At 47.1% G+C, this 20269-nt stretch carries 16 protein-coding genes; 11 read left to right on the forward strand and 5 right to left on the reverse strand.

Annotation, left to right across the window (positions count from 1 at the left end):
* The first annotated feature begins 51 nt into the window (after positions 1–51).
* From HGH90_RS21635 to HGH90_RS21645, 3 genes are all read left to right on the forward strand, one after another.
* Complete coding sequence (locus HGH90_RS21635) at positions 52–2472, forward strand: TlpA family protein disulfide reductase (protein WP_169191871.1); 2421 nt, start codon at positions 52–54, stop codon at positions 2470–2472.
* A gap of 8 nt (positions 2473–2480) precedes the next feature.
* Positions 2481–3797, forward strand: coding sequence for a M20/M25/M40 family metallo-hydrolase (locus HGH90_RS21640; RefSeq protein WP_169191872.1), 1317 nt, complete (start codon positions 2481–2483; stop codon positions 3795–3797).
* A 145-nt stretch (positions 3798–3942) separates the two neighbouring features.
* Positions 3943–4704 (forward strand): hypothetical protein, encoded by a 762-nt coding sequence (locus HGH90_RS21645; protein ID WP_168767036.1) that lies wholly within the window; start codon positions 3943–3945, stop codon positions 4702–4704.
* 68 nt (positions 4705–4772) lie between these two features.
* Here HGH90_RS21645 and HGH90_RS21650 read toward each other — a convergent pair whose 3' ends face one another.
* Positions 4773–5624 (reverse strand): endonuclease/exonuclease/phosphatase family protein, encoded by an 852-nt coding sequence (locus tag HGH90_RS21650; protein WP_168767037.1) that lies wholly within the window; start codon positions 5622–5624, stop codon positions 4773–4775.
* A 104-nt stretch (positions 5625–5728) separates the two neighbouring features.
* Positions 5729–6415 carry a peptidoglycan DD-metalloendopeptidase family protein gene (locus HGH90_RS21655; RefSeq protein WP_168767038.1) on the reverse strand — a complete coding sequence of 229 codons (687 nt, stop codon included), beginning with the start codon at positions 6413–6415 and terminating at the stop codon, positions 5729–5731.
* Positions 6416–6481: 66 nt separating this feature from the next.
* Here HGH90_RS21655 and HGH90_RS21660 point away from each other — a divergent pair, with 66 nt between their 5' ends.
* Genes HGH90_RS21660 through HGH90_RS21670 form a run of 3 tightly spaced genes read left to right on the forward strand, consistent with a single transcriptional unit; the run spans position 6482 to position 8925 of the window.
* On the forward strand, positions 6482–7240 hold the full coding sequence (locus HGH90_RS21660) for a prolipoprotein diacylglyceryl transferase (protein WP_168767039.1): 759 nt from the start codon (positions 6482–6484) through the stop codon (positions 7238–7240).
* Positions 7233–8642, forward strand: coding sequence for a radical SAM protein (locus tag HGH90_RS21665; RefSeq protein ID WP_168767040.1), 1410 nt, complete (start codon positions 7233–7235; stop codon positions 8640–8642). Before HGH90_RS21660 ends, HGH90_RS21665 begins: the two co-directional genes overlap by 8 nt.
* Before the next feature lie 16 nt (positions 8643–8658).
* Positions 8659–8925, forward strand: coding sequence for a hypothetical protein (locus HGH90_RS21670; RefSeq protein WP_168767041.1), 267 nt, complete (start codon positions 8659–8661; stop codon positions 8923–8925).
* Between the two features lie 64 nt (positions 8926–8989).
* Here HGH90_RS21670 and leuS read toward each other — a convergent pair whose 3' ends face one another.
* Positions 8990–11755: a leucine--tRNA ligase gene (leuS, locus tag HGH90_RS21675; RefSeq protein ID WP_169191873.1), complete on the reverse strand. Its 2766-nt coding sequence runs from the start codon at positions 11753–11755 to the stop codon at positions 8990–8992.
* Between the two features lie 259 nt (positions 11756–12014).
* Between leuS and HGH90_RS21680 the strand changes: the two genes are divergently transcribed.
* The 3 genes from HGH90_RS21680 to HGH90_RS21690 all read left to right on the forward strand — a co-directional run bounded on the left by HGH90_RS21680 (position 12015) and on the right by HGH90_RS21690 (position 14100).
* On the forward strand, positions 12015–12887 hold the full coding sequence (locus HGH90_RS21680; protein ID WP_145660526.1) for a cell division protein FtsX: 873 nt from the start codon (positions 12015–12017) through the stop codon (positions 12885–12887).
* Between the two features lie 40 nt (positions 12888–12927).
* A complete protein-coding gene (locus HGH90_RS21685; protein ID WP_145660522.1) occupies positions 12928–13224 on the forward strand; it encodes a DUF3098 domain-containing protein in 297 nt (98 codons plus the stop codon).
* Positions 13225–13299: 75 nt separating this feature from the next.
* On the forward strand, positions 13300–14100 hold the full coding sequence (locus tag HGH90_RS21690) for an undecaprenyl-diphosphate phosphatase (RefSeq protein WP_168767043.1): 801 nt from the start codon (positions 13300–13302) through the stop codon (positions 14098–14100).
* A 117-nt stretch (positions 14101–14217) separates the two neighbouring features.
* Here the strand turns inward: HGH90_RS21690 and HGH90_RS21695 are convergent, their stop codons facing one another.
* Positions 14218–15435, reverse strand: coding sequence for an alanine dehydrogenase (locus tag HGH90_RS21695; protein WP_168767044.1), 1218 nt, complete (start codon positions 15433–15435; stop codon positions 14218–14220).
* A gap of 43 nt (positions 15436–15478) precedes the next feature.
* Entirely contained in the window at positions 15479–15916 is a 438-nt protein-coding gene (tsaE, locus tag HGH90_RS21700) for a tRNA (adenosine(37)-N6)-threonylcarbamoyltransferase complex ATPase subunit type 1 TsaE (protein WP_168767045.1), read from the reverse strand.
* A 214-nt stretch (positions 15917–16130) separates the two neighbouring features.
* Here tsaE and HGH90_RS21705 point away from each other — a divergent pair, with 214 nt between their 5' ends.
* Positions 16131–18203, forward strand: a complete 2073-nt coding sequence (locus tag HGH90_RS21705; RefSeq protein ID WP_248277043.1) for a heavy metal translocating P-type ATPase — start codon at positions 16131–16133, stop codon at positions 18201–18203.
* Positions 18204–18349: 146 nt separating this feature from the next.
* Complete coding sequence (locus HGH90_RS21710; RefSeq protein ID WP_169191875.1) at positions 18350–20257, forward strand: ATP-dependent DNA helicase RecQ; 1908 nt, start codon at positions 18350–18352, stop codon at positions 20255–20257.
* Positions 20258–20269 lie beyond the last annotated feature (12 nt).

Consider the following 20269-nt stretch of genomic DNA (forward strand, 5'->3'; position numbering starts at 1 on the left):
TTCATCTTTCCCTGATTATTTTTAATATTACTAAAATCCCCATCCCCACGTATGACAAAGTCCCTGTTTTTATTGCTTTTGTTGGCCCTGTTTTATCATACCATGCCTGTAGCTGCCCAAACGAAATTCAAGAAAGGTGATAGCTGGTTATACCTGGTACAATTTACTGATTCCGGTTTTCAGCAGGAGCCTGTGCAGCGGGAAAAGCTATACCGTATTGCGATTACAGGTACCCAGGCAAATGGTACCGTACAGGCCAGCGCCACCCTGGAGGGATATACTATCACCGCGGGAAACACCCACTATAGTAGTAGCCAACCCGCAACTTATCCGCTTAGTCCCGATCTCATGTTCCCCATGTTGGCACTTTATCAACCGCTGTCGTTTTTCCTGCATCCAAATGATAGTGTTGGCCAGCCAGTAAATATCCCCGCGCTGGTGACAGCTGCAGCGAATAAAGTGGGACTGGAACCCCAATGGGAAAATGCCTATTCCGCCTGGCTGAAGAGTGCAGCGACGGAAATAAACCATCTGTTTGCACATTTTCCTGCCCAGGTAGTGCCGGGCTATCAATGGAATACGACTTACTGGAGTTACCGGGTAGACAGCGTCCGGAAAAGTGGAATAATAATCAGCGGCATAGCAAACCGGGAAATGCCGGATACTATGAAAGGGCGGACTACAGTTTCGTATACGCTTTCCCGTGACAACGGAAGCGTACTGACGCTGACGGCCGTAGCCCGGCTGGGGCATAGCGCTAATGCGCCAAAGGTAGTTACACAAGTGAAGCGTTTGCCGGCTGCTACAATTGTACCGCCTGTAGATACCGCCTTTTATAATATGCTGATCCGCATTGCATATAGCAATGAATTACTGACAAAAAACAACGAACTCGATTCGGCCAAACTGATGAATTTCCTCGCCATTAATCAGCCGAAATATGGACTAGATGCGACCTTTAAGGTAGCTACGCTGAATTTACTAAATCGGGGGAGAAGCGAATTTATCTACGAACTATACCACAACTTGCTAAAAGAAACGACATCTGATCTTATAGCCAATAATCCCAACCATTTGTTTAATAAACTTGGAGATGCTGTATGGAGGAATACTGATACGGCGGTGGTTTTAGTAAAGCTGTTATCCGCAAATCAGCCTATACTAAATTCCTGGCTGGATCAGTCATTTTCCCAGGGGTTGCGTAAGAGAAGGGAAGAAAAGGAAGATACTGCGGCTATTCTGAAATACTTCCGGGAGAGTGGCATGAGCGAGAAAAGGATTGCAGAACTGTTTGAAGAAGCAGAAAAAGTGCCCGCTGCCAGCAGGGTGTTATTAAGCCGGTTAGCCCGGGAAAAAGACAGTGTGTTGCAGGCGTCGGTTCGCCCTATGTATTTATGGGATCAGGCAATGCATACAACAGACACGGCTACACTAAAAAACATTGCCAGTCAATTTGGCCAGGTGAGCGCTACCGAATTAACATTGGGGAAAGCCGCCCGTTATCAGCTGATGGTTACAGGTATTTTGAAAGATGCGCAGTTAAACGCCGTAGCAGGTCAATTGCTGGATAAAACCTTGGTCGACCTGGTGAGGAACCAGCAGGATACAGCTTTCTGGAGAGCCCACCCGGAGCTAAAAGAGAAGAAGGATGCCAATAAGAATATCCTGGCGCATGCTTACTACCTCAAATATCAGCAAACCGTAAAGCAGGACAAAGATGCCGCTATGAATTACCTGGGCCTGGCGGCGGCCAACTCGCCTGGAAGCAATCGGGAAAAAGCCCATGAAAGCTTTTATGATCGTGTATTTCTTGATTCGAAGGAGGATTACCGGGCCGAGTTTGCCGCCCAACTGAATGCCCTAGGGAAGCCGCAAGAGGCTATGAAAGTATTGTCCCGGCAGCTGACAACAGAGCCAGGTATGCTGGATTCAGCCAGATCTTTTTTTGACAACCATTTCCCGGGGAAATCCTTTGCCGGCTATTTCCGGGATGTATTGCTGAAAGACTGGAAAGATGCTCCTGATTTTGCACTCACCGGGATTAATAATGAACGCTTTCGCCTGGCCGACTATCGGGGTAAGTGGTTGTTGCTCGACTTCTGGGGGACCTGGTGTCCCCCCTGCCGGGAAGATTTACCACATCTGAATAAGCTGGCCGTCGAAATTAATGAAGGCAAGCACCCCGGAAATGCGATATTGACCATTTCCTGCCATGAAACCCTGGAGACGGCGAGAGATTTCGTTAAAGCCAATGCCTATGTGTTTGCAGCTGCCCATTCAGACAGCCAGGTAGAAAAATTGTACCAGGTGGCTGGTTATCCGACCAAAGTATTAGTTTCGCCAGAGGGGAAGATGCTGGAATTACAATTTGGGGCAGATTATGCCGCCATTTTAAAAGCCTACAGCGATATCTATTCCCAGAAAGATAAAGAAGCCTCTGATATCAAGGTTCACAACAAGCAAAAAGACTAAACCCTTTTATGAAGAAATCACTATTATTATGCCTTGCAGCCGGGAGTATGGCGATAGCCAGCCAGGCGCAGGATATTAAAGAAAAAGAAGTAAAGCGTATTATCTCTACATTGGCGGCCGACGATATGCAGGGCCGCTTCCCGGGAACGCCAGGCATTGAAAAGGCGGCACAGTTTATCAGCGGCGAGTTTGCAAAGGCCGGACTACAACCACTGCCAGGCGAAAGCAACTACCTGCAATCATTTGCCAAGTATAAAATGCATGCTACCAGTGTATCCCTTACCGTTAATGGCGTGCCGCGGCGCTGGCCGGTGATGCCGATTGGAGCCGGCAGCAATTTCGACTGGGTAAAAGACGACAGCTATGCCGTGATGCATGTAAATGATCCGCACGCCCTGATGAGCATTTTAAAGAACCCGGAAAAGCTGGAGAAAAATACCCTGGTATGGATAGGCTCAGCGCTGAGTGGCTACCTGGGTGGGCTTACCGGTAATTTTTCCGAGCATAGTTATGATACCCGTGAACAACTGGACGCTGTCGCCGCAAAAGGAGCAACAGAAAAACAAGTGGTATTGGTGTTCGAAGAACAGCCGGTAGCCGATACTGCCAGCTGGGAAATACATGTGAAAAGAGAAGTGGAGACACAACATTTTGCCAATGTAGCCGGCATGATCAAGGGAAAAAGCAAGCCTGATGAGTATGTAGTATTTTCCGGCCATTATGATCACCTGGGCATTTTACCCGCCGAGTCCGGCGATAGTATTGCCAACGGAGCAGATGATGACGCTTCCGGCACTACCGCTGTGGTCATGCTTTCGAAGTATTTTCAGCACCATCTCCCTGAGCGCTCTGTTATTTTTGTAGCGTTTACAGCGGAAGAATCGGGCGGTTATGGTTCCCGCTATTTTTCAGAGAAACAGGATCCCAATAAGGTGGTGGCCATGTTTAATATCGAGATGATAGGTAAGGAGTCCAAATTTGGAAGAAACAGCGCTTTTATCACCGGGTTTGAACGTTCTGATTTTGGGCCTATCCTGCAACGTAACCTGAAAGGGTCCAGTTTTAATTTCCACCCGGATCCTTATCCTGACCAACAGCTGTTTTACCGCTCAGACAATGCCACACTGGCCAGGCAGGGCGTTCCGGCACATACCATTTCTACCACCCAGATAGATAAAGATAAATACTATCATACCGTAAGTGATGAAGTAACGACGCTCGATACCAGGAATATTACGGATATTATCCAGGCTATTGCTATCAGCGCTGGAACCATTGTAAATGGAACGGATACGCCTACACGAATTGAAAAGCTGGAAAAATAGTACCAGCGCGCATCATATATTGATCCGATTAAGCGAGCTTAGTCGGATCATTCTTTTTTAATTAACGCCAAAGCTGTTCGTTTTCCCAAATTCTTTGTTAAATTTACCCCATAATTTTCCCCAGTCATTAAAAACCATATCGATAATGAAAACCGGAATCCTACAATTCTGCGGTGCTGTTGGCATTGCAACCATCCTGCTATCTTCTTGTTCAAAGAATGATATGGCAGGACCGGATGGTCAACCACCCATCGACAACGCAAACGCTGCCACTGTCAACTACGAAATTTCGGCAGTAAATCCCACGTACACGTTATCACCAGACGCTACGGGCCGCTTGTCTGCTATCACCGGCGATGCAGCAATGGCAAAAGCAGCTCCTGGTAGTTTCGACATCACCTGGGACACTGCAACGGCACGTTTAAGAGAAATCCGCTTTGATGCAAGACGCGGAAAAGATGAAGTGGAATTTAAATTGAAAACAGACAGGCAGGTAGACCTCAAAAAAGTACCTGCTGTACTGGGTGCAATTAAAATTCCTACCGGCACTTACCAACAGGTGAAAGTGTATGCAAGAGTAGAAGGAGACAAGAATGATCCTGCAGTACGACTGATAGGATTTATTACCTGGGATGGCAAAAAGATCCCAATGGAAATCCTGCTCTCCGGAAAGATTGAACTGATGGCTCACGGAAAGGATGTAGTGGTAACAGACTCTAAGATCGACTGGAAAGGCTCGCTTAAGATTTCAATGGACCTGATTCTTACCAAGCTGCAGATCGGCGACTTTACCGGTTCATTCACCAACGGTAAGTTAAAGATCAGTGTAGATGTAAATGGCGACCTCCACAACAAGGTGGTAGATGCCCTGGAAAACAGCATGTCTGTAGAACACACGCACGACTGATTGCCGTAAATGAATTGCCCCCGGTTCCTGTTGATGAATGCCAGGACCGGGGGTTTTTATGCATTTGTTTATTTCATCATCAGCTCCGTATATACAGCGAAGTGATCAGAAGCATACCGGCCTTCCCAGGTGGGGGAAATACTGGCATGCTTAAGAATTTGGAACTTGCCTTTGAGGAAGATGTAATCAATAGGTTGCGGCTCTCTTTCAGCCATCTGCCAGCCGTTGAAAGTACCTATCGGACCGAAGTGAGGCGTTTCGCTGATTGCCTTGCTATCTGTTAAGTGCAATGGATCGTTCGGATTCATAATAATCTGGATGGGTTCATCGGATGGAACCGCATTGAAGTCGCCCGTAATGATAGCAGGGGTATTGCCAGCGATATGATGTACCTGTTGCAGCAAGAACTTAGCACTTTCCCGGCGGGCAATCTTGCCCATATGATCAAAGTGGGTGTTGAAGTGGAAGAAGAGCTTATTGGTTTTCTTATCCTTAAATTTCCCCCAGGTAACAATACGGGTACAGGCGCCATCCCAGCCAATTTTTCCTGCTACTGTGGGTGTTTCAGATAGCCAGAATGTTTCACTTTTCAATAACTGTAAGCGCGTAGTATCGTAAAAGATAGCTGAATATTCTCCCTTGGTTTTACCATCATCCCGGCCTACGCCAATACTTTTGTACTGGGGTAATTGTTGTTGTAGGTCCTGCATCTGATCGTTCAGGGCTTCCTGAACACCCAATGTATGTGCTCCCAGGAACAGTACTTCTGAGGCCACTTTGTCCTTGCGGTGAGGCCATGCGTTAAGACCGTCATCCGGGTTATTATAACGGATGTTGAAGGTCATTACTTTCAAGGGTACCTGTGCGGTTGCCATGCCAACTATCAGGCTGCAAACGCCAGACAGCAATAGTTTTCTCATACCAAATCGATTTAAACGCGTAAAAATAGCATCTGTGCGGATAAATCCTAATGAATCGGTAACAATTTACTATTTCATCATCTCTGTACTGGCAGGCAGCGTAGTTAATGTGTGTATTGATTGAGTTGCAAAATAATATCCGGATCAGGGCAGTTGGATAAGTATTTTTCTTTCTCGCTATAGCGGCATACGCCGGGGTAGTCGCCACGGAAACCTTGCATATCTTCAATGACCTGAAAATGTAGGTGTGGTGGCCATCCGCCATTTTCGGAAGGGGTGCCGAAATGTGCCAGCTGATGGCCGGCAGCAATAGGCATGTTTTCATATAACCCCTGTAAATTGGAAATACTCAAATGCCCGTACAAGGTATAAAAGGTGTATCCATCAAGCTGGTGCTGCAAAATAATAGTAGCGCCATAATCCCCGAAATGATCATTAAACCGGAAACTATGTACATGCGCATTCAGCGGAACATACAACTGTGTGCCGGTTTCTCCCCATACATCCATACCCAGGTGAAGGCGCCGGGGTTCTTCGCCCGCATCGAAATGAGGGCTCACTGCATATATCGTTCTGTGTTCGGCATACCCGCCAATGCCCAGGCGGCAGCCACTTTGCTCCAATGTGGTATCAATGTATTTGCTAAACCGGTTGATGTCCTGCAGGATGTTTTTGGTGAGTGTAGTGTTGTTGGCAGTGAAATCCATTACCAGCAGGGGTTCATGATCGCCCATCAGCGGAATAACCGGCTTGAAGGAGGACTGATACTTCTTTAATACCTCTTGTAACATATTTTTGCGTACTTGAAGTTCATCTAAATATAAATATTAATTTGTGTATTAAATAATCATTGCCCATTGCAGTTTCCTGTTTATATCCATTTTTTTTCTGTACAGCTGCCGTTGCATGCGGTTACGGAAACGTTGGGCATGTTTATAGGCTTCCGGTATTTCCTTTACCTGCGCAAGCAGCAGGGCGACCAGGTAAATCAGCCAAACCGGCTTTGGGCCATTATAGGGGCTATTTTTGGTGCGCTATTCGGAAGCCGCCTGCTGGGAGCATTGGAGAATCCGCCGGGATTGCTTCAGGCTGGTAATATGCTGTTATACATCTACCAAAGTAAAACTATTGTAGGAGGCTTGTTGGGCGGACTGATAGGAGTGGAGTTGGTAAAAAAGGTAATTGGTGAACGTCAATCTACCGGCGACCTCTTTGTATACCCACTTATGCTTGCCATGATCATAGGCCGGATAGGCTGCTTTTCCATGGGTATTTATGAAGAAACATATGGGATACCCACTTCTCTGCCCTGGGGCATGAAGCTGGGCGATGGCATCTACCGGCACCCGGTATCTCTCTATGAGATTATTTTCCTGCTGGTCATGTGGGGGTTGTTAATAATGATCAATAGGAGATATACCCTGGTTAGCGGTGCTACTTTTAAGTTGTTTATGATAGGATACCTGCTATTCCGGCTATTGCTCGACTTTATCAAACCCGGCTATCGTTATGTTTTTGGCCTGGGATCTATACAATTGGCCTGTTTGGCAGGATTGCTCTATTATTTACCCAATATTGTTTTCCCCTCACGCCTAATTCAAAAGCAATATGCCTGAAAAAAATTATACCTATTACGATTTTACATTGAGTATCTGTAGCACTTGCCTGCGGCGGGTTGACGCTAAAGTGATATTTGAAGACGGAAAAGTTTTCATGATAAAACATTGTCCGCATCATGGACGTGAGAAAGTATTAATAGCAACCGATATCGACTACTACAAGAATACCCGTAACTATAACAAGCCGTCGGAAGCACCGTTGAAAACCAATACTCATACACATTATGGGTGCCCATATGATTGCGGACTATGTCAAGATCATGAGCAGCATTCCTGCCTGAGCGTGATAGAAGTAACGGACCGGTGCAACCTTACCTGTCCTACCTGTTATGCCATGTCGTCGCCCCATTATGGCCGGCACCGCACACTGGAAGAGATAGAGCGGATGATAGATATCATCGTGGAGAATGAAGGCCAGCCCGATGTAGTACAGTTGAGTGGAGGAGAGCCCACGCTGCATCCACAGTTTTTTGAGATATTGGATATCGCCAAACGTAAGCCTATCCGGCACCTGATGATCAATACCAATGGCGTACGCATTGCCAAAGACCTGGAATTTACCCGGAGACTGGCGACTTATATGCCCGATTTTGAAGTATACCTCCAGTTTGATTCTTTTAAGCCGGCAGCCTTGGAACGTATGCGGGGGAAGGATCTGACGGAAGTGCGCCAGCAGGCACTGGCCAACCTGAACGCCGTTAACCTCAGTACTACACTGGTGGTTACGTTGCAGAAAGGCGTAAACGACGACGAAATGGGGGCTATTATCGATTACGCCGTCAAACAGCCTTGTGTGCGCGGTGTTACCTTCCAACCGGTACAGGTGGCAGGCCGGACGGATGATTTTGATCCGGCCACCGACCGGATCACGTTAACGGAAGTACGACAACAAATATTACGGCAGTCACCTATCTGGCATGCAAATGATATTATCCCGGTGCCCTGCAACCCCGATGCACTGGCCATGGCTTATGCACTTAAGATAGATGGACAGGTGTACCCACTCACCCGGTATGTAGATCCTGCGGTGTTACTCAATAATTCTAAGAATACCATTGTATATGAACAGGACGAACGGCTGCATCAACATGTGTTGAAAATATTCAGTACAGGGATTTCTACCGATGCGGCAGTAAATGATATGCAATCGCTGCTCTGCTGTCTTCCACAGGTACAAGCTCCTGGTCTCGACTATACGAATCTATTCCGGATTGTTATCATGCGCTTCCTGGATGCTTATGATTTCGATGTAAGGGCGATTAAAAAATCATGTGTACATATTGTACACAAAGATGGGCGCATCATTCCTTTTGAAACAATGAATCTTTTTTACAGGGATGAGAAAGAGGAATACCTGAACACATTACAGGCAGAGCGGACCTTTACTCCACTCGTTTAATCAAATCTTTTATACCATGAATAAAACATTTAAAGATTTGTTGATGGCTACGTTGATTCCGCTGGGGCTGATGTTGGTGATGTGCATTACAGGAGATGAAGGAATTCTTCTGGCAGGTATCGCTATGCTGCTTTGTGCAGGAGCATATGTTTTAATAGGGATTATTTGTCTGCTGTCAGCTAACACGCATTGGGGGAAAGTGCTGCTGTTGTCAGCTGGGGTTATATTATTAGTGGGCTTTTCCACCTGTGGATTAATTATGAATGGGATGGGATTTCATTGATACATACAAAAACGGGCTGTTATGTTTTCCACAACAGCCCGTTTTCATTATACTGGCAGCGATTTTACACCACTACGTTAATCATCTTACCTTTTACGATAATCACTTTTTTAGGAGCTTTACCTTCCAGCCATTTCTGTACTACTTCATTGGCCAGCACTTCTTTTTCGATATCCGGTACTGCGGCATCCAGCGGGAATCCCATTTCAGAGCGGGTTTTACCGTTGATGGCTACCGGGTAGTTGAAGGCCGTTTCTTTGGTGTATTTTTCTTCATATACCGGGAAGATAGCATTCAGGATGCTTTCATTGTGCCCCATATATTGCCACAGTTCTTCACAGAGGTGCGGCGCGTATGGTGTTAACAATATAAGCAACGGCTCCAGGATAGCGCGTTTATGACAGCGCAGGGTAGCCAGTTCATTTACACAGATCATAAACTGGCTTACAGCGGTGTTATAAGAGAAGCTGGCAGTATCGTGATCTATCTTCTGGATCGTTTTATGCAAAATTTTCAGCTCTTCTGGTGTAGGCGCCTGTTCATTTACCAGGATACCTTTTTGTTCGTCGGCAAATAAGCGCCACAGCTTTTTAAGGAAACGGTGTACGCCTTCAATACCTTTGGTATCCCAGGGTTTGGACTGTTCTACAGGGCCGAGGAACATTTCGTACATGCGGAAAGTGTCGGCGCCGTATTTTTCTACCAGGTCGTTAGGATTAACGGTATTGAATAAACGCTTGCTCATTTTTTCCAGCTGTACGCCGCAGATATATTTGCCATCTTCCAGGAGGAAGGTGGCATCGGTGAAGTCTGGTTTCCAGCGTTTAAACGCCTCGGTATCCAGTTCCACGCCGTCTACGATGTTTACATCCACATGGAGTTCGTCTGTTTCGTATTGGTCTTTTAACCCGTAAGATACGTACTGGTGAGTGCCGCGAACACGGTATACCAGCCGGGAGCTTCCGCCGATCATTCCCTGGTTGATCAGGGATTTAAAGGGCTCGTCGAAGCCGATATGGCCCAGGTCGTACAGCACTTTGGTCCACATACGAGAGTAGAGCAGGTGTCCTACCGCATGTTCGGTACCGCCTACGTACACGTCTACCTGGTTCCAGTAGTCGGTTGCTTTACGGTCGGCGAAGGTATGACTGTTATGAGGATCCATGTAACGCAGGAAGTACCAGCTACTGCCGGCATAGCCGGGCATGGTATTGGTTTCACGTTTTACGCCTGGCGCTACATTTACCCAGTCGGAGATGTTGGCCAGGGGGCCTTCACCTTCTTCGCCGGGTTTATAGTTTTCTACATGAGGCAGTTCCAGCGGGAGGTCTTTTTCGTCCATCGCATAGGGAACGCCATTTTTATACACAATCGGGAACGGCTCACCCCAGTAGCGCTGGCGGCTGAAGCCCGCGTCGCGCATTTTATAGTTAATCTGGCGTTTGCCGATGCCCATTTCTTCCAGTTTGTTGATCACCACGTCCATGGCGGGTTTCATGTCCATGCCATCAAGGAAACCACTGTTTTGCAGTTTCGCATCCTTAGTCGGATTGGCTTCCTGGCCATTGAAGGCATCGCCGATGATATTGGTGATGGGGATATTGAAATGTTTTGCAAAGCCATAGTCGCGCTGGTCGCCGCAAGGCACCGCCATGATGGCGCCGGTACCGTAGCCTGCCAGTACATATTCCGCAATCCATACCGGTATTTCGCGACCATCAAACGGGTTGATGGCATATGCGCCGGTAAAGCAGCCGGTAATTTGTTTTACATCGGCCATACGTTCCCTCTCGGAGCGGCTTTGCACGTATTCGAGGTATTTATCGATAGCGGCTTTTTGCTCCGGTGTGGTGATCAGGGGTACCAGGTCGTGTTCTGGCGCCAGCACCATGAAGTCTACGCCGAAAATGGTATCGGGGCGGGTGGTATATACTTCTACGTGTTCACTGGAGTTTTTCAGGGCAAATTTTATTTCTGCGCCCTGGCTTTTCCCGATCCAGTTGCGTTGCATTTCTTTCATGGCATCGCTGAAGGCTACCGTTTCCAGGCCTTCCAGCAGGCGGTTGGCGTAATCGGTGATCCGCAGGAACCACTGGCTCATCTTCTTCTTGATTACCGGGTAACCTCCGCGTTCGCTCACGCCGTTCACCACTTCATCGTTGGCCAGCACGGTTCCCAGGGCTGGGCACCAGTTTACTTCAGCATGGGCCAAGTAAGCCAGGCGGTATTGCATTAATATGTCCCGTTGCTCCTTTTCACTGTAATTTTTCCAATCGCTGGCGGTAAACTGGATGCTGCGGTCGCCCGGGCAAATATGCCCGGTATTGCCTGCCTGCTCAAAAATGGCAGTCAGCGTGCTGATAGGCTCTGCCTTCTGGCTGGTACGGTTATACCAGCTTTCGAATATCTGCAGGAAAATCCACTGGGTCCACTTGTAATAAGAGGGGTCGCTGGTGGTTACCTGGCGATTCCAGTCGTAGCAAAAGCCGATATTATCGAGCTGTTCACGGAAGGCTTTGATATTTTGCTCGGTAGTGACTGCAGGGTGCTGGCCGGTTTCCAGGGCATATTGTTCGGTCGGCAGCCCAAAGGCGTCATATCCCATGGTATGAAGCACATTATAGCCTTTTAGCCTTTTATAACGCGCGTAGATGTCTGTAGCGATGTATCCGAGGGGGTGTCCTACGTGAAGACCAGCCCCGGAGGGGTAGGGAAACATGTCCAGTACGTAACATTTGGGCTTTGGACTGTCATTGCTCACACGGTAAGCATGCGATTGCTCCCATTGTTGCTGCCATTTTTTTTCGATTGCCCTGAAATTGTATTCCATATCGGTTGCAGATGGACCTTTATCAGCGGATATGACAATACATCCTATGATAAAGGCGTTATCATTTATAGTTTAAAAATTTTTAATAATGCCGGTTCAGCAAAATAATGTTAAATTCATTAATACACCAATGTCAATCCCCAACATCTGTATATATTGCCATTCTAATGCCCAGATAGGGTATATTCCCTGAACGGGTTGGCAAAATTAAACACATAACTACTAATTTTTATTATTTTCGCCGATAAACTGCAGATTAATGGCGCAATCCGGGAAATCATCAGCAAAGAAGTCGAAACCATCCTACCTGTATTCCATCATTGGGGTGGCACTGGTATTGTTTTTATTGGGCACACTGGGTCTGGTGGTAATACATGCTAATAAGTTAAGCAAGTATTTTAAGGAAAGCATTGAGGTACAGGTGATCCTCCGGGACAATGTAAAAGAAAACCAGGCGCTGGCTCTCCGCGACTCTATGGCGCATAAGCCGTATGTGAAGTCGATCGAGTACGTGTCGAAAGACATGGCCGCCCAGCGGTTTAAAAAGGACTTTGGGGAAGACTTTATCACCCTGTTACAATATAACCCGCTGTACAGCAGCATCAATATCAAGGCTAACGCCAACTACGTTAACAACGACAGCCTGAAGATTATTGAAAATAACCTTTCCCAGCAGAGCATTGTAAGGGAAATTTCCTATCAGCGCATGCTGGTGAGCAAATTGAATGAAAATGTGAACCGGATAGGGCTGATCATACTGATCATTAGCGGTTTATTATGCCTGGTGGTTATTTTCCTGATAGATAATACCATCCGCCTGGCTATGTTCAGTAACCGCTTCCTGATTAAAACCATGCAAATGGTGGGCGCTACCCGCTGGTTCATTGCTAAGCCATTCGACCTGCGTAGTATTGCCAATGGAGCTATCAGCGCTGCCATTGCCATTGCCGGCCTGGTGGGTATCATGTCTTTTGCAGATAAATTACTGCCTGAACTGGCCGGGTTAAGAGACAACCTGATGATTGCCCTGCTTTTTGTAGGCATGATCCTGATCGGTATCTGCATTTCCCTGGTGAGCACCCATCGCTCTGTGATGAAGTACCTGCGACTGAAGCTGGACGATCTGTACTAATTAATTGCTTTAACTGAAGATATAACACACACGAAATATTATGGCTAAAACAAGCATAAACCCAGGTTCCAAAAAGGATGTACAGGCCAAGGAAGACGCATTGGCCAACAGCTACCCTATTTTACCCAAAGAAAACTACAAATTTATGCTGGCAGGTATTGTTGTCATCGTACTGGGTTTTCTCCTGATGATGGGAGGCGATTCCAACGATCCCAACTCCTTTAAACCAGAACAGGTATATAGCTTCCAACGTATTACCCTGGCGCCTATCGTAATTGTACTGGGTTTGTTGGTGGAGGTATATGCCATTATGCGTCGTCCTAAGACCAACGCATAGTGTAAGCCCGTAAAAGTATTCTTACAGCGATGATTGCTCATCGCTTTTTTTTTAACTTTTAACCATATTAAATCGATGAATGTTTTACAGGCTATCATTATTGCCATTGTAGAAGGATTGACAGAGTTTCTCCCTATTTCCTCCACTGGTCATATGATCATTGTGAGTTCATTACTGGGAATAAGCAAGGATGAATTTACCAAGCTATTTGAAGTAGTGATCCAATTGGGCGCTATCCTGGCGGTGGTGGTGTTTTACTGGAGAAAGTTCCTGGTGTTCGACAAAAACCGGTTTAACTTCTATTTTAAGTTGATCGTAGCCGTTATCCCCGCGCTGATTTTGGGATTTTTATTCAGCAAAAAAATAGACGCCATGTTGGAAAGCCCGCTAACAGTGGGCATTACGCTCTTTGTAGGCGGTATCATATTGCTTTTTGTAGATAATTGGTTTAAAGAACCTACCATCGACTCAGAAGAAAAGATTAATATTTTTACTGCCCTTCGCATTGGGTTTTACCAATGCCTGGCCCTTATTCCTGGCACCAGTCGCAGTGCGGCATCCATTGTTGGAGGTATGCAGCAAAAATTATCGCGCAGTGTGGCCGCAGAATTCTCCTTTTTCCTGGCAGTGCCTACCATGGCAGCAGCTACAGGCTACAAACTCCTGAAAGGGAAAGAGCTGCTGATGGCGCATCCTGAAAACCTGAAACTCCTGTTGATAGGCAACGTCGTAGCATTTGTAGTAGCCCTGGGTGCTATCAAATTCTTTATCGGAGCAGTAAAAAAGTACGGATTTAAAATGTGGGGATATTACCGGATTGTGATCGGCCTTGTTATTATAGCCGCTATCCTGATGGGGTATTCTCTCGAAGTATAAAGTGAGCTGAAGGCATAAAGCAGAAAGCAAAAAGCTATTGTGGAGAATGAGCTTAGCGAATATCTAAAACCGCATTGGTCATTCTCCACAATAGCTTTTTGCTTTCTGCTTAAAGAGCTATCCTTTCACCGCCAGCAGTAGTTCCAGGTCGGTGTATTTCAGTTTGAATTTCTCGCTCAAATGGTAATTGGTTAATGCCCCTTTATACAGGTAAATACCATTACGTACGCCCCGCTTAATCCACACCAGGTTCTCAAATCCGCCATCATCGGCAGCTTCTACCAGTAACGGCATCAATACATTGCTGATGGCTTCAGAGGCCGTGCGGGCAAAACCGGAAGGGATATTGGGTACACAGTAATGCACCACATCATACTTCTTGAACACGGGGTTTTCGTGGGTGGTGATTTCAGAGGTTTCGAAACAACCGCCCCGGTCTATGCTCACATCCACGATCACGGAACCGGCTTTCATGTTGCTCACCATCGATTCGCTTACTACCACCGGGGTACGGCCGCTTTGAGATGACAGGGCGCCTACCGCTACGTCGGCATTCCGCAGTTGCTCGGCCAGTACTTTGGGCTGGATAACGGAGGTGAATACCCGTACGCCGATGTTGTTTTGCAGCCTTTTCAGCTTATAAATGTTGTTATCGAATACTTTTACGGAAGATCCCAGGGCCAGCGCGGTACGGGCAGCAAATTCGCCCACAATACCGGCGCCTATGATCACCACCTTGGTAGGTGGGATACCCGTAACGCCTCCCAGGAGGATGCCCTTGCCTTTGTTATCGTTGCTCAAATACTGACCGGCAATCAGCATACAGGCACCGCCTGCAATTTCACTCATGGCCCTTACAATCGGGTAGGTGCCGGCATCGTCTTTCAGATTTTCGAACGATAACAGGGTGATACGCTTATCCATCATTTTCTGTACCTGTAGCGCTTTCAGGGCTGCCAGGTGAATGGGGGAAATAACGATCTGGTGAGCGTGCAGGAGTTCTATTTCTTCATCGTTCAGGGGGGCCGATTTTACGATAATCTCCGCTTTAAAGACTTCTTTTTTATCGTATACTATTTCTGCCCCCGCTTCGGAGTAGTCAGTATCATAATAGTGCGATCCATCGCCCGCTTTATGTTCTACCACAATGTGGTGTCCATGTGCCGCTAAAATGCTGACTGCATCGGGCGTAAGGGCAATTCGGTTCTCCTGGAAAGACGTCTCTTTGGGAATACCTATAAACAAACGGGAATTTTTCTGCGGAATGTCCAGCGTCTCCTCGAGTGGTGAATAGGTAAATCCAGCACTTACTACAGGTTTTTGCCTCTGCTCCATATGCGGTGTTCAGTTTTTATAAATCGAAGTATTCAAAGATACATCATTTGAGAGAGGAAGCGATTTCACGTAGCACCCTTTTTTGGTCGGCCTGCACTTCCAGTTGCAGATGTATGGTACCGGGGGGTAAAAGAGGGGCTACCACTTCGGGCCATTCCACAAAACAAATGGCGTCCTGGTAAAGCGTGTCCTCCACACCGGCACTGATGGCGTCATCTTCATCCCGGAGCCGGTACAAATCCAGGTGGAAGATACGCCGGGGCTGGCCTTCGGCATCAGTATAGCCATATTCGTTGATAATGGAAAAAGTGGGGCTGGCGGTGGCGTCCTTTACACCTTTGGCTGTGCATAAAGCCTTTACCAGTGTGGTTTTACCTGCTCCCATCGGGCCGTCTAATGTAAATACCTGTTTGTCAGCAAAATATTCCCAGAATTGCCGGGCGGTTGCTGGTAGTTGGTCCAGCGTAAATGTCCATTGCATGCACGAATTTACATAAATAACCCCAAAATGCTGCTTTGTTGCATTAATACCTGCTCATCGGTAAGAAGAAGGTAAACCTGCTACCCTGGCGTAAATCGCTCATCCAAATGACTCCCCGTTGCATTAATATTTTCCCGGTTTATTGCCTCAGCCAATAACTTTGTAAACTGGAGGAACATCTCAGATGACACCAGTAAATTGCAAGGTTGAAGGGATGCATTGCACCAGTTGTGCACTCAGCGTTTCCAAATACCTGGAAAAAAAAGGGATGCAGGATGTAAATGTCAGTTTTGCAACAGAAGAAGTGAGCTTTACAGCCCCGTCAGGAGCCGATTCCAAGGAAGCGCTGGAAGGGATTGCCCAGATGGGTTATCGCGTGGTATTGCCGGAAGACAAGCCCACCGAACGGAAGTCTTATACCACTCTTACATTCAAATTTATTTTTTGCGCCATATTTACGGCACCCCTGTTATTACATATGTGGGTGAGCTGGCCCTGGCTGCACCAGCCCTGGGTACAGTTTGGGCTTACCCTGCCGGTATATGTTACCGGGATGTGGCATTTTGGGAAGAGTGCGGTCAGATCCCTGATCAACCGTATGGCCAATATGGATGTGCTGGTAACATTAGGAGCCACGGCTGCCTTTGTATATAGTTTTGTAGGCACCGTCGTATATGGCAACCCCGATTATATGTTTTATGAAACTACGGCCGCCATTATTACCCTGGTATTCCTGGGGAATATGCTGGAAGAGCGATCTGTAAAACAAACTACCACGGCCATTTCTGAGCTGGCCCGTATGCAAATCACCACTGCAAGACTTATTAACACAGATCACGGACATGAACATATCCACGAAGTAGATAACCGTACCCTCCGTACAGGCGATTGTGTACTGGTAAATACGGGTGACAAAATACCCATGGATGGCACCATCTACTGGGGGAGCGGGCATATTAATGAATCGATGATTACCGGCGAAAGCACCCCTGTCAGTAAAAAAGAAAAGGATAAGGTAATAGGCGGTACTATACTGGAAGATGGCAGCATAAAGGTGTATATCACCGCTACAGGCAAGGATACGGTACTATCCTATATTATAGACCTGGTAAAACAAGCCCAGGCCGATAAACCGCCCATGCAAAAGCTGGCCGACCGCATCAGCGCTATATTCGTTCCCCTGGTACTCGGTATTGCTGTGATTACTTTTACAGGTTGGTATTTCATCGGACATACTACGTTGGCTACAGCTATGATGCGCAGCGTAGCCGTGCTGGTGATAGCCTGTCCCTGTGCCATGGGCCTGGCTACCCCGGCAGCTGTAATGGTGGGGCTGGGACGTGCTGCACGCAATGGTATCCTCATTAAAGGCGGACATACCCTGGAAATGTTCAAAGATATCAGGCAAGTGGTATTCGATAAAACAGGTACCCTGACCACGGGTAAGCTGGAGCTCAGCGCCTGCCAGTTTTTTAATATGTCGGAAGATGAGTTTAAACAGGTGGTATATAGCCTGGAGAAATATTCCTCGCACCCGATTGCCCGCTCTATCGCCGCACTTTGGAAAACTGCCGGGGAACTGCCTTTACAACAGGTAAGAGAGCATAAAGGATTGGGAATGCGTGCCAGCGATAAAGCCGGCAATCAATGGGAACTGGGTTCTTTCCGCCTGGCCGGTAATGCCACCACCGATGACAGTCATAACTTATATCTCCTGAAAAATGGCCAGCTGGCCGGATGGATTGATTTCAGCGATGAAATCAGGCCGGAAGCAGCAGCTGTGATTACTCAATTAAAACAGGCCGGTATTGAGCCAATCCTGCTGAGTGGAGATACTGCCCGCAAATGCCGGGAGTTGGGCGAAAAACTGGGCATTACAGCCATCTATGCCGAACAATCTCCCGAACAAAAACTGCAGATGGTGGATACGCTCATGAAAACAGCACCTACCGCCATGGTGGGCGACGGGATCAATGATGCGCCCGCGCTGGCAAAAGCCACGATCGGTATTTCATTGAGCGATGCTACACAAGTAGCTATGCAAAGCGCCAATGTAGTCCTGCTCAATAACCATCTCGGATCGCTGCCACTAGCGCTGGGACTGGGAAAACATACTTATCTCACAATTAAACAGAATCTCTTTTGGGCGTTTATTTATAATGTAGTAGCCATACCGGTAGCTGCCCTGGGATTCCTGAATCCTATTGTGGGGGCGGGTATTATGGGATTGTCGGATGTAGTACTGGCCGTTAATTCTGTAAGGTTGCGTTATAAGAAAGTATTTTAAAAAAGCATAAAGCAAAAAGCGTAAAGCAAAAAGCTATTGTGGAGAACAATCTTAGCGGATACCCCATTCGCGTTGATCATGCTCCACAATAGCTTTTTGCTTTACGCCCTTATAAGTTATCTTCGCAATAACCATTAAATTTTTCTTTGAGTACACCCGTAGCCATATTGCAACAATACTGGAAATACCAGCAGTTTCGCCCGTTACAGGAAGATATTGTCAATTCCATATTAGAGGGTCAGGATACGCTGGCACTGCTGCCTACCGGAGGAGGAAAATCGATCTGCTTCCAGGTGCCGGCAATGATGAAGCCAGGTTTATGCCTGGTTATTACGCCGCTTATTGCATTGATGAAAGACCAGGTCGTGAACCTGAAACGAAGAGGTATTACCGCCTATTCCATCTATTCGGGTATGCAGTATAAGGAGGTGGAAAGGGTACTGGAAGCTGCCCGCCGTGGTGGATGCAAGTTTTTGTATGTATCTCCGGAAAGATTACAAAGCAAACTTTTTCAAACTTACTGCGATGGATTGCCGGTAAATATGATAGCGGTAGATGAAGCACATTGTATTTCACAATGGGGATACGATTTCCGGCCGGCTTACCTCGAAATTGCCGAAATCCGGAGTTTCTTCCCGGATGCGCCGGTACTGGCACTCACCGCTTCTGCTACCCCTAAGGTGCAGACGGATATCTGTGATAAGTTGCTGATGAAAGATGCACAGGTATTCACCAAAAGTTTTGCCAGGTCCAATCTTTCTTACAGTGTGCTGGAGGAAGCTACTAAAATTGATAAGATAAAATACCTGTTGGAACGTGTACCCGGCTGTGGTATTGTATATTGCCGTAATCGAAAAAAAACAAAGGAGATAGCCTCCCTGCTGGCATTACAGGGTATCCAGGCCAGTTACTATCATGCCGGGTTGCCCCAGGCCGAACGTGCTGCCAGGCAGGAAGCCTGGATCAATAATGAAACCCGCATCATGGTATGTACCAATGCCTTTGGGATGGGGATCGATAAGCCGGACGTACGCATCGTGGTACACTATGATATGCCCGACAGCCTGGAAGCCTATTACCAGGAAGCCGGACGGGCAGGGCGTGATGAACAAAAAGCTTACGCCGTATTGCTTTATAACGAAGATGAGCTGGCGGATATGCAAGAACGCATAGCATTGCAGTTTCCTACGCTGGAACAAATTCGCGAAGTATACCAGGCTATCGTCAACTATCTGCAAGTGCCTATAGGCAGCGCAGAAGGCATGTACTTTGATTTTGATATCAATGACTTCGCCCGTGTTTTTCAACTGAACCTTACCATGGCTTATAGCGCCGTACGCCTGCTGGAACAGGAAGGAGTGCTGCAGTTGAGCGAGAGCGTATTCCTGCCCTCCCGGGCGGAATTTGTTACTGATAAAGCGTCACTGTACGAGTTCGAAAATGCATATCCTGCATTGGAAGAAATTATTAAAACGTTGCTGCGCACCTATGAAGGGATCTTCGATAACGCGGTACCTGTTTATGAAAGACAGATAGGCCGTATCATGCTCATGGAAGATGATGATATTGCTGCGCAGCTGCAACAATTGCACAACTACGGTGTTTTACGCTATCAGCCGCGCCGGGATCAGCCACAGCTTTGCTTCCTGCATGAACGGGCTTCGGCGCAATACCTGCGTGTTAATATGGCTAGGGTAGAGGTGCGTAAAAAAGTATACGCCGACAGACTAGAGGCAATGTTTGCGTATGCCCGTAACCGTAATACCTGCCGCACACAGCAGCTGGTGGCCTACTTCGGGGAAAAGGAATGTGCCCCCTGCGGCGTATGTGATATTTGTTTGAAGAAGAAATCAAAACCGCTGGATGCGGCCGCATTTAAACGTATATCCGATACCGTTATCGGCTATTTGAAAGCAGAACCGCTGTTGTTTATCGCATTACAGGGAAAAATGCAAGATGTGGGAAGAAATGACCTGATGGAGGTGTTGCAATTCCTAAATGAAGAGGGGCTTGTGTTCCGCGATGAAGCGGGTAGGCTTTCAGCTCTCAGGTAGCTGAGAGCTGAA

The organism is Chitinophaga sp. Ak27 (genome assembly GCF_012726295.1).
GTDB lineage: Bacteria > Bacteroidota > Bacteroidia > Chitinophagales > Chitinophagaceae > Chitinophaga.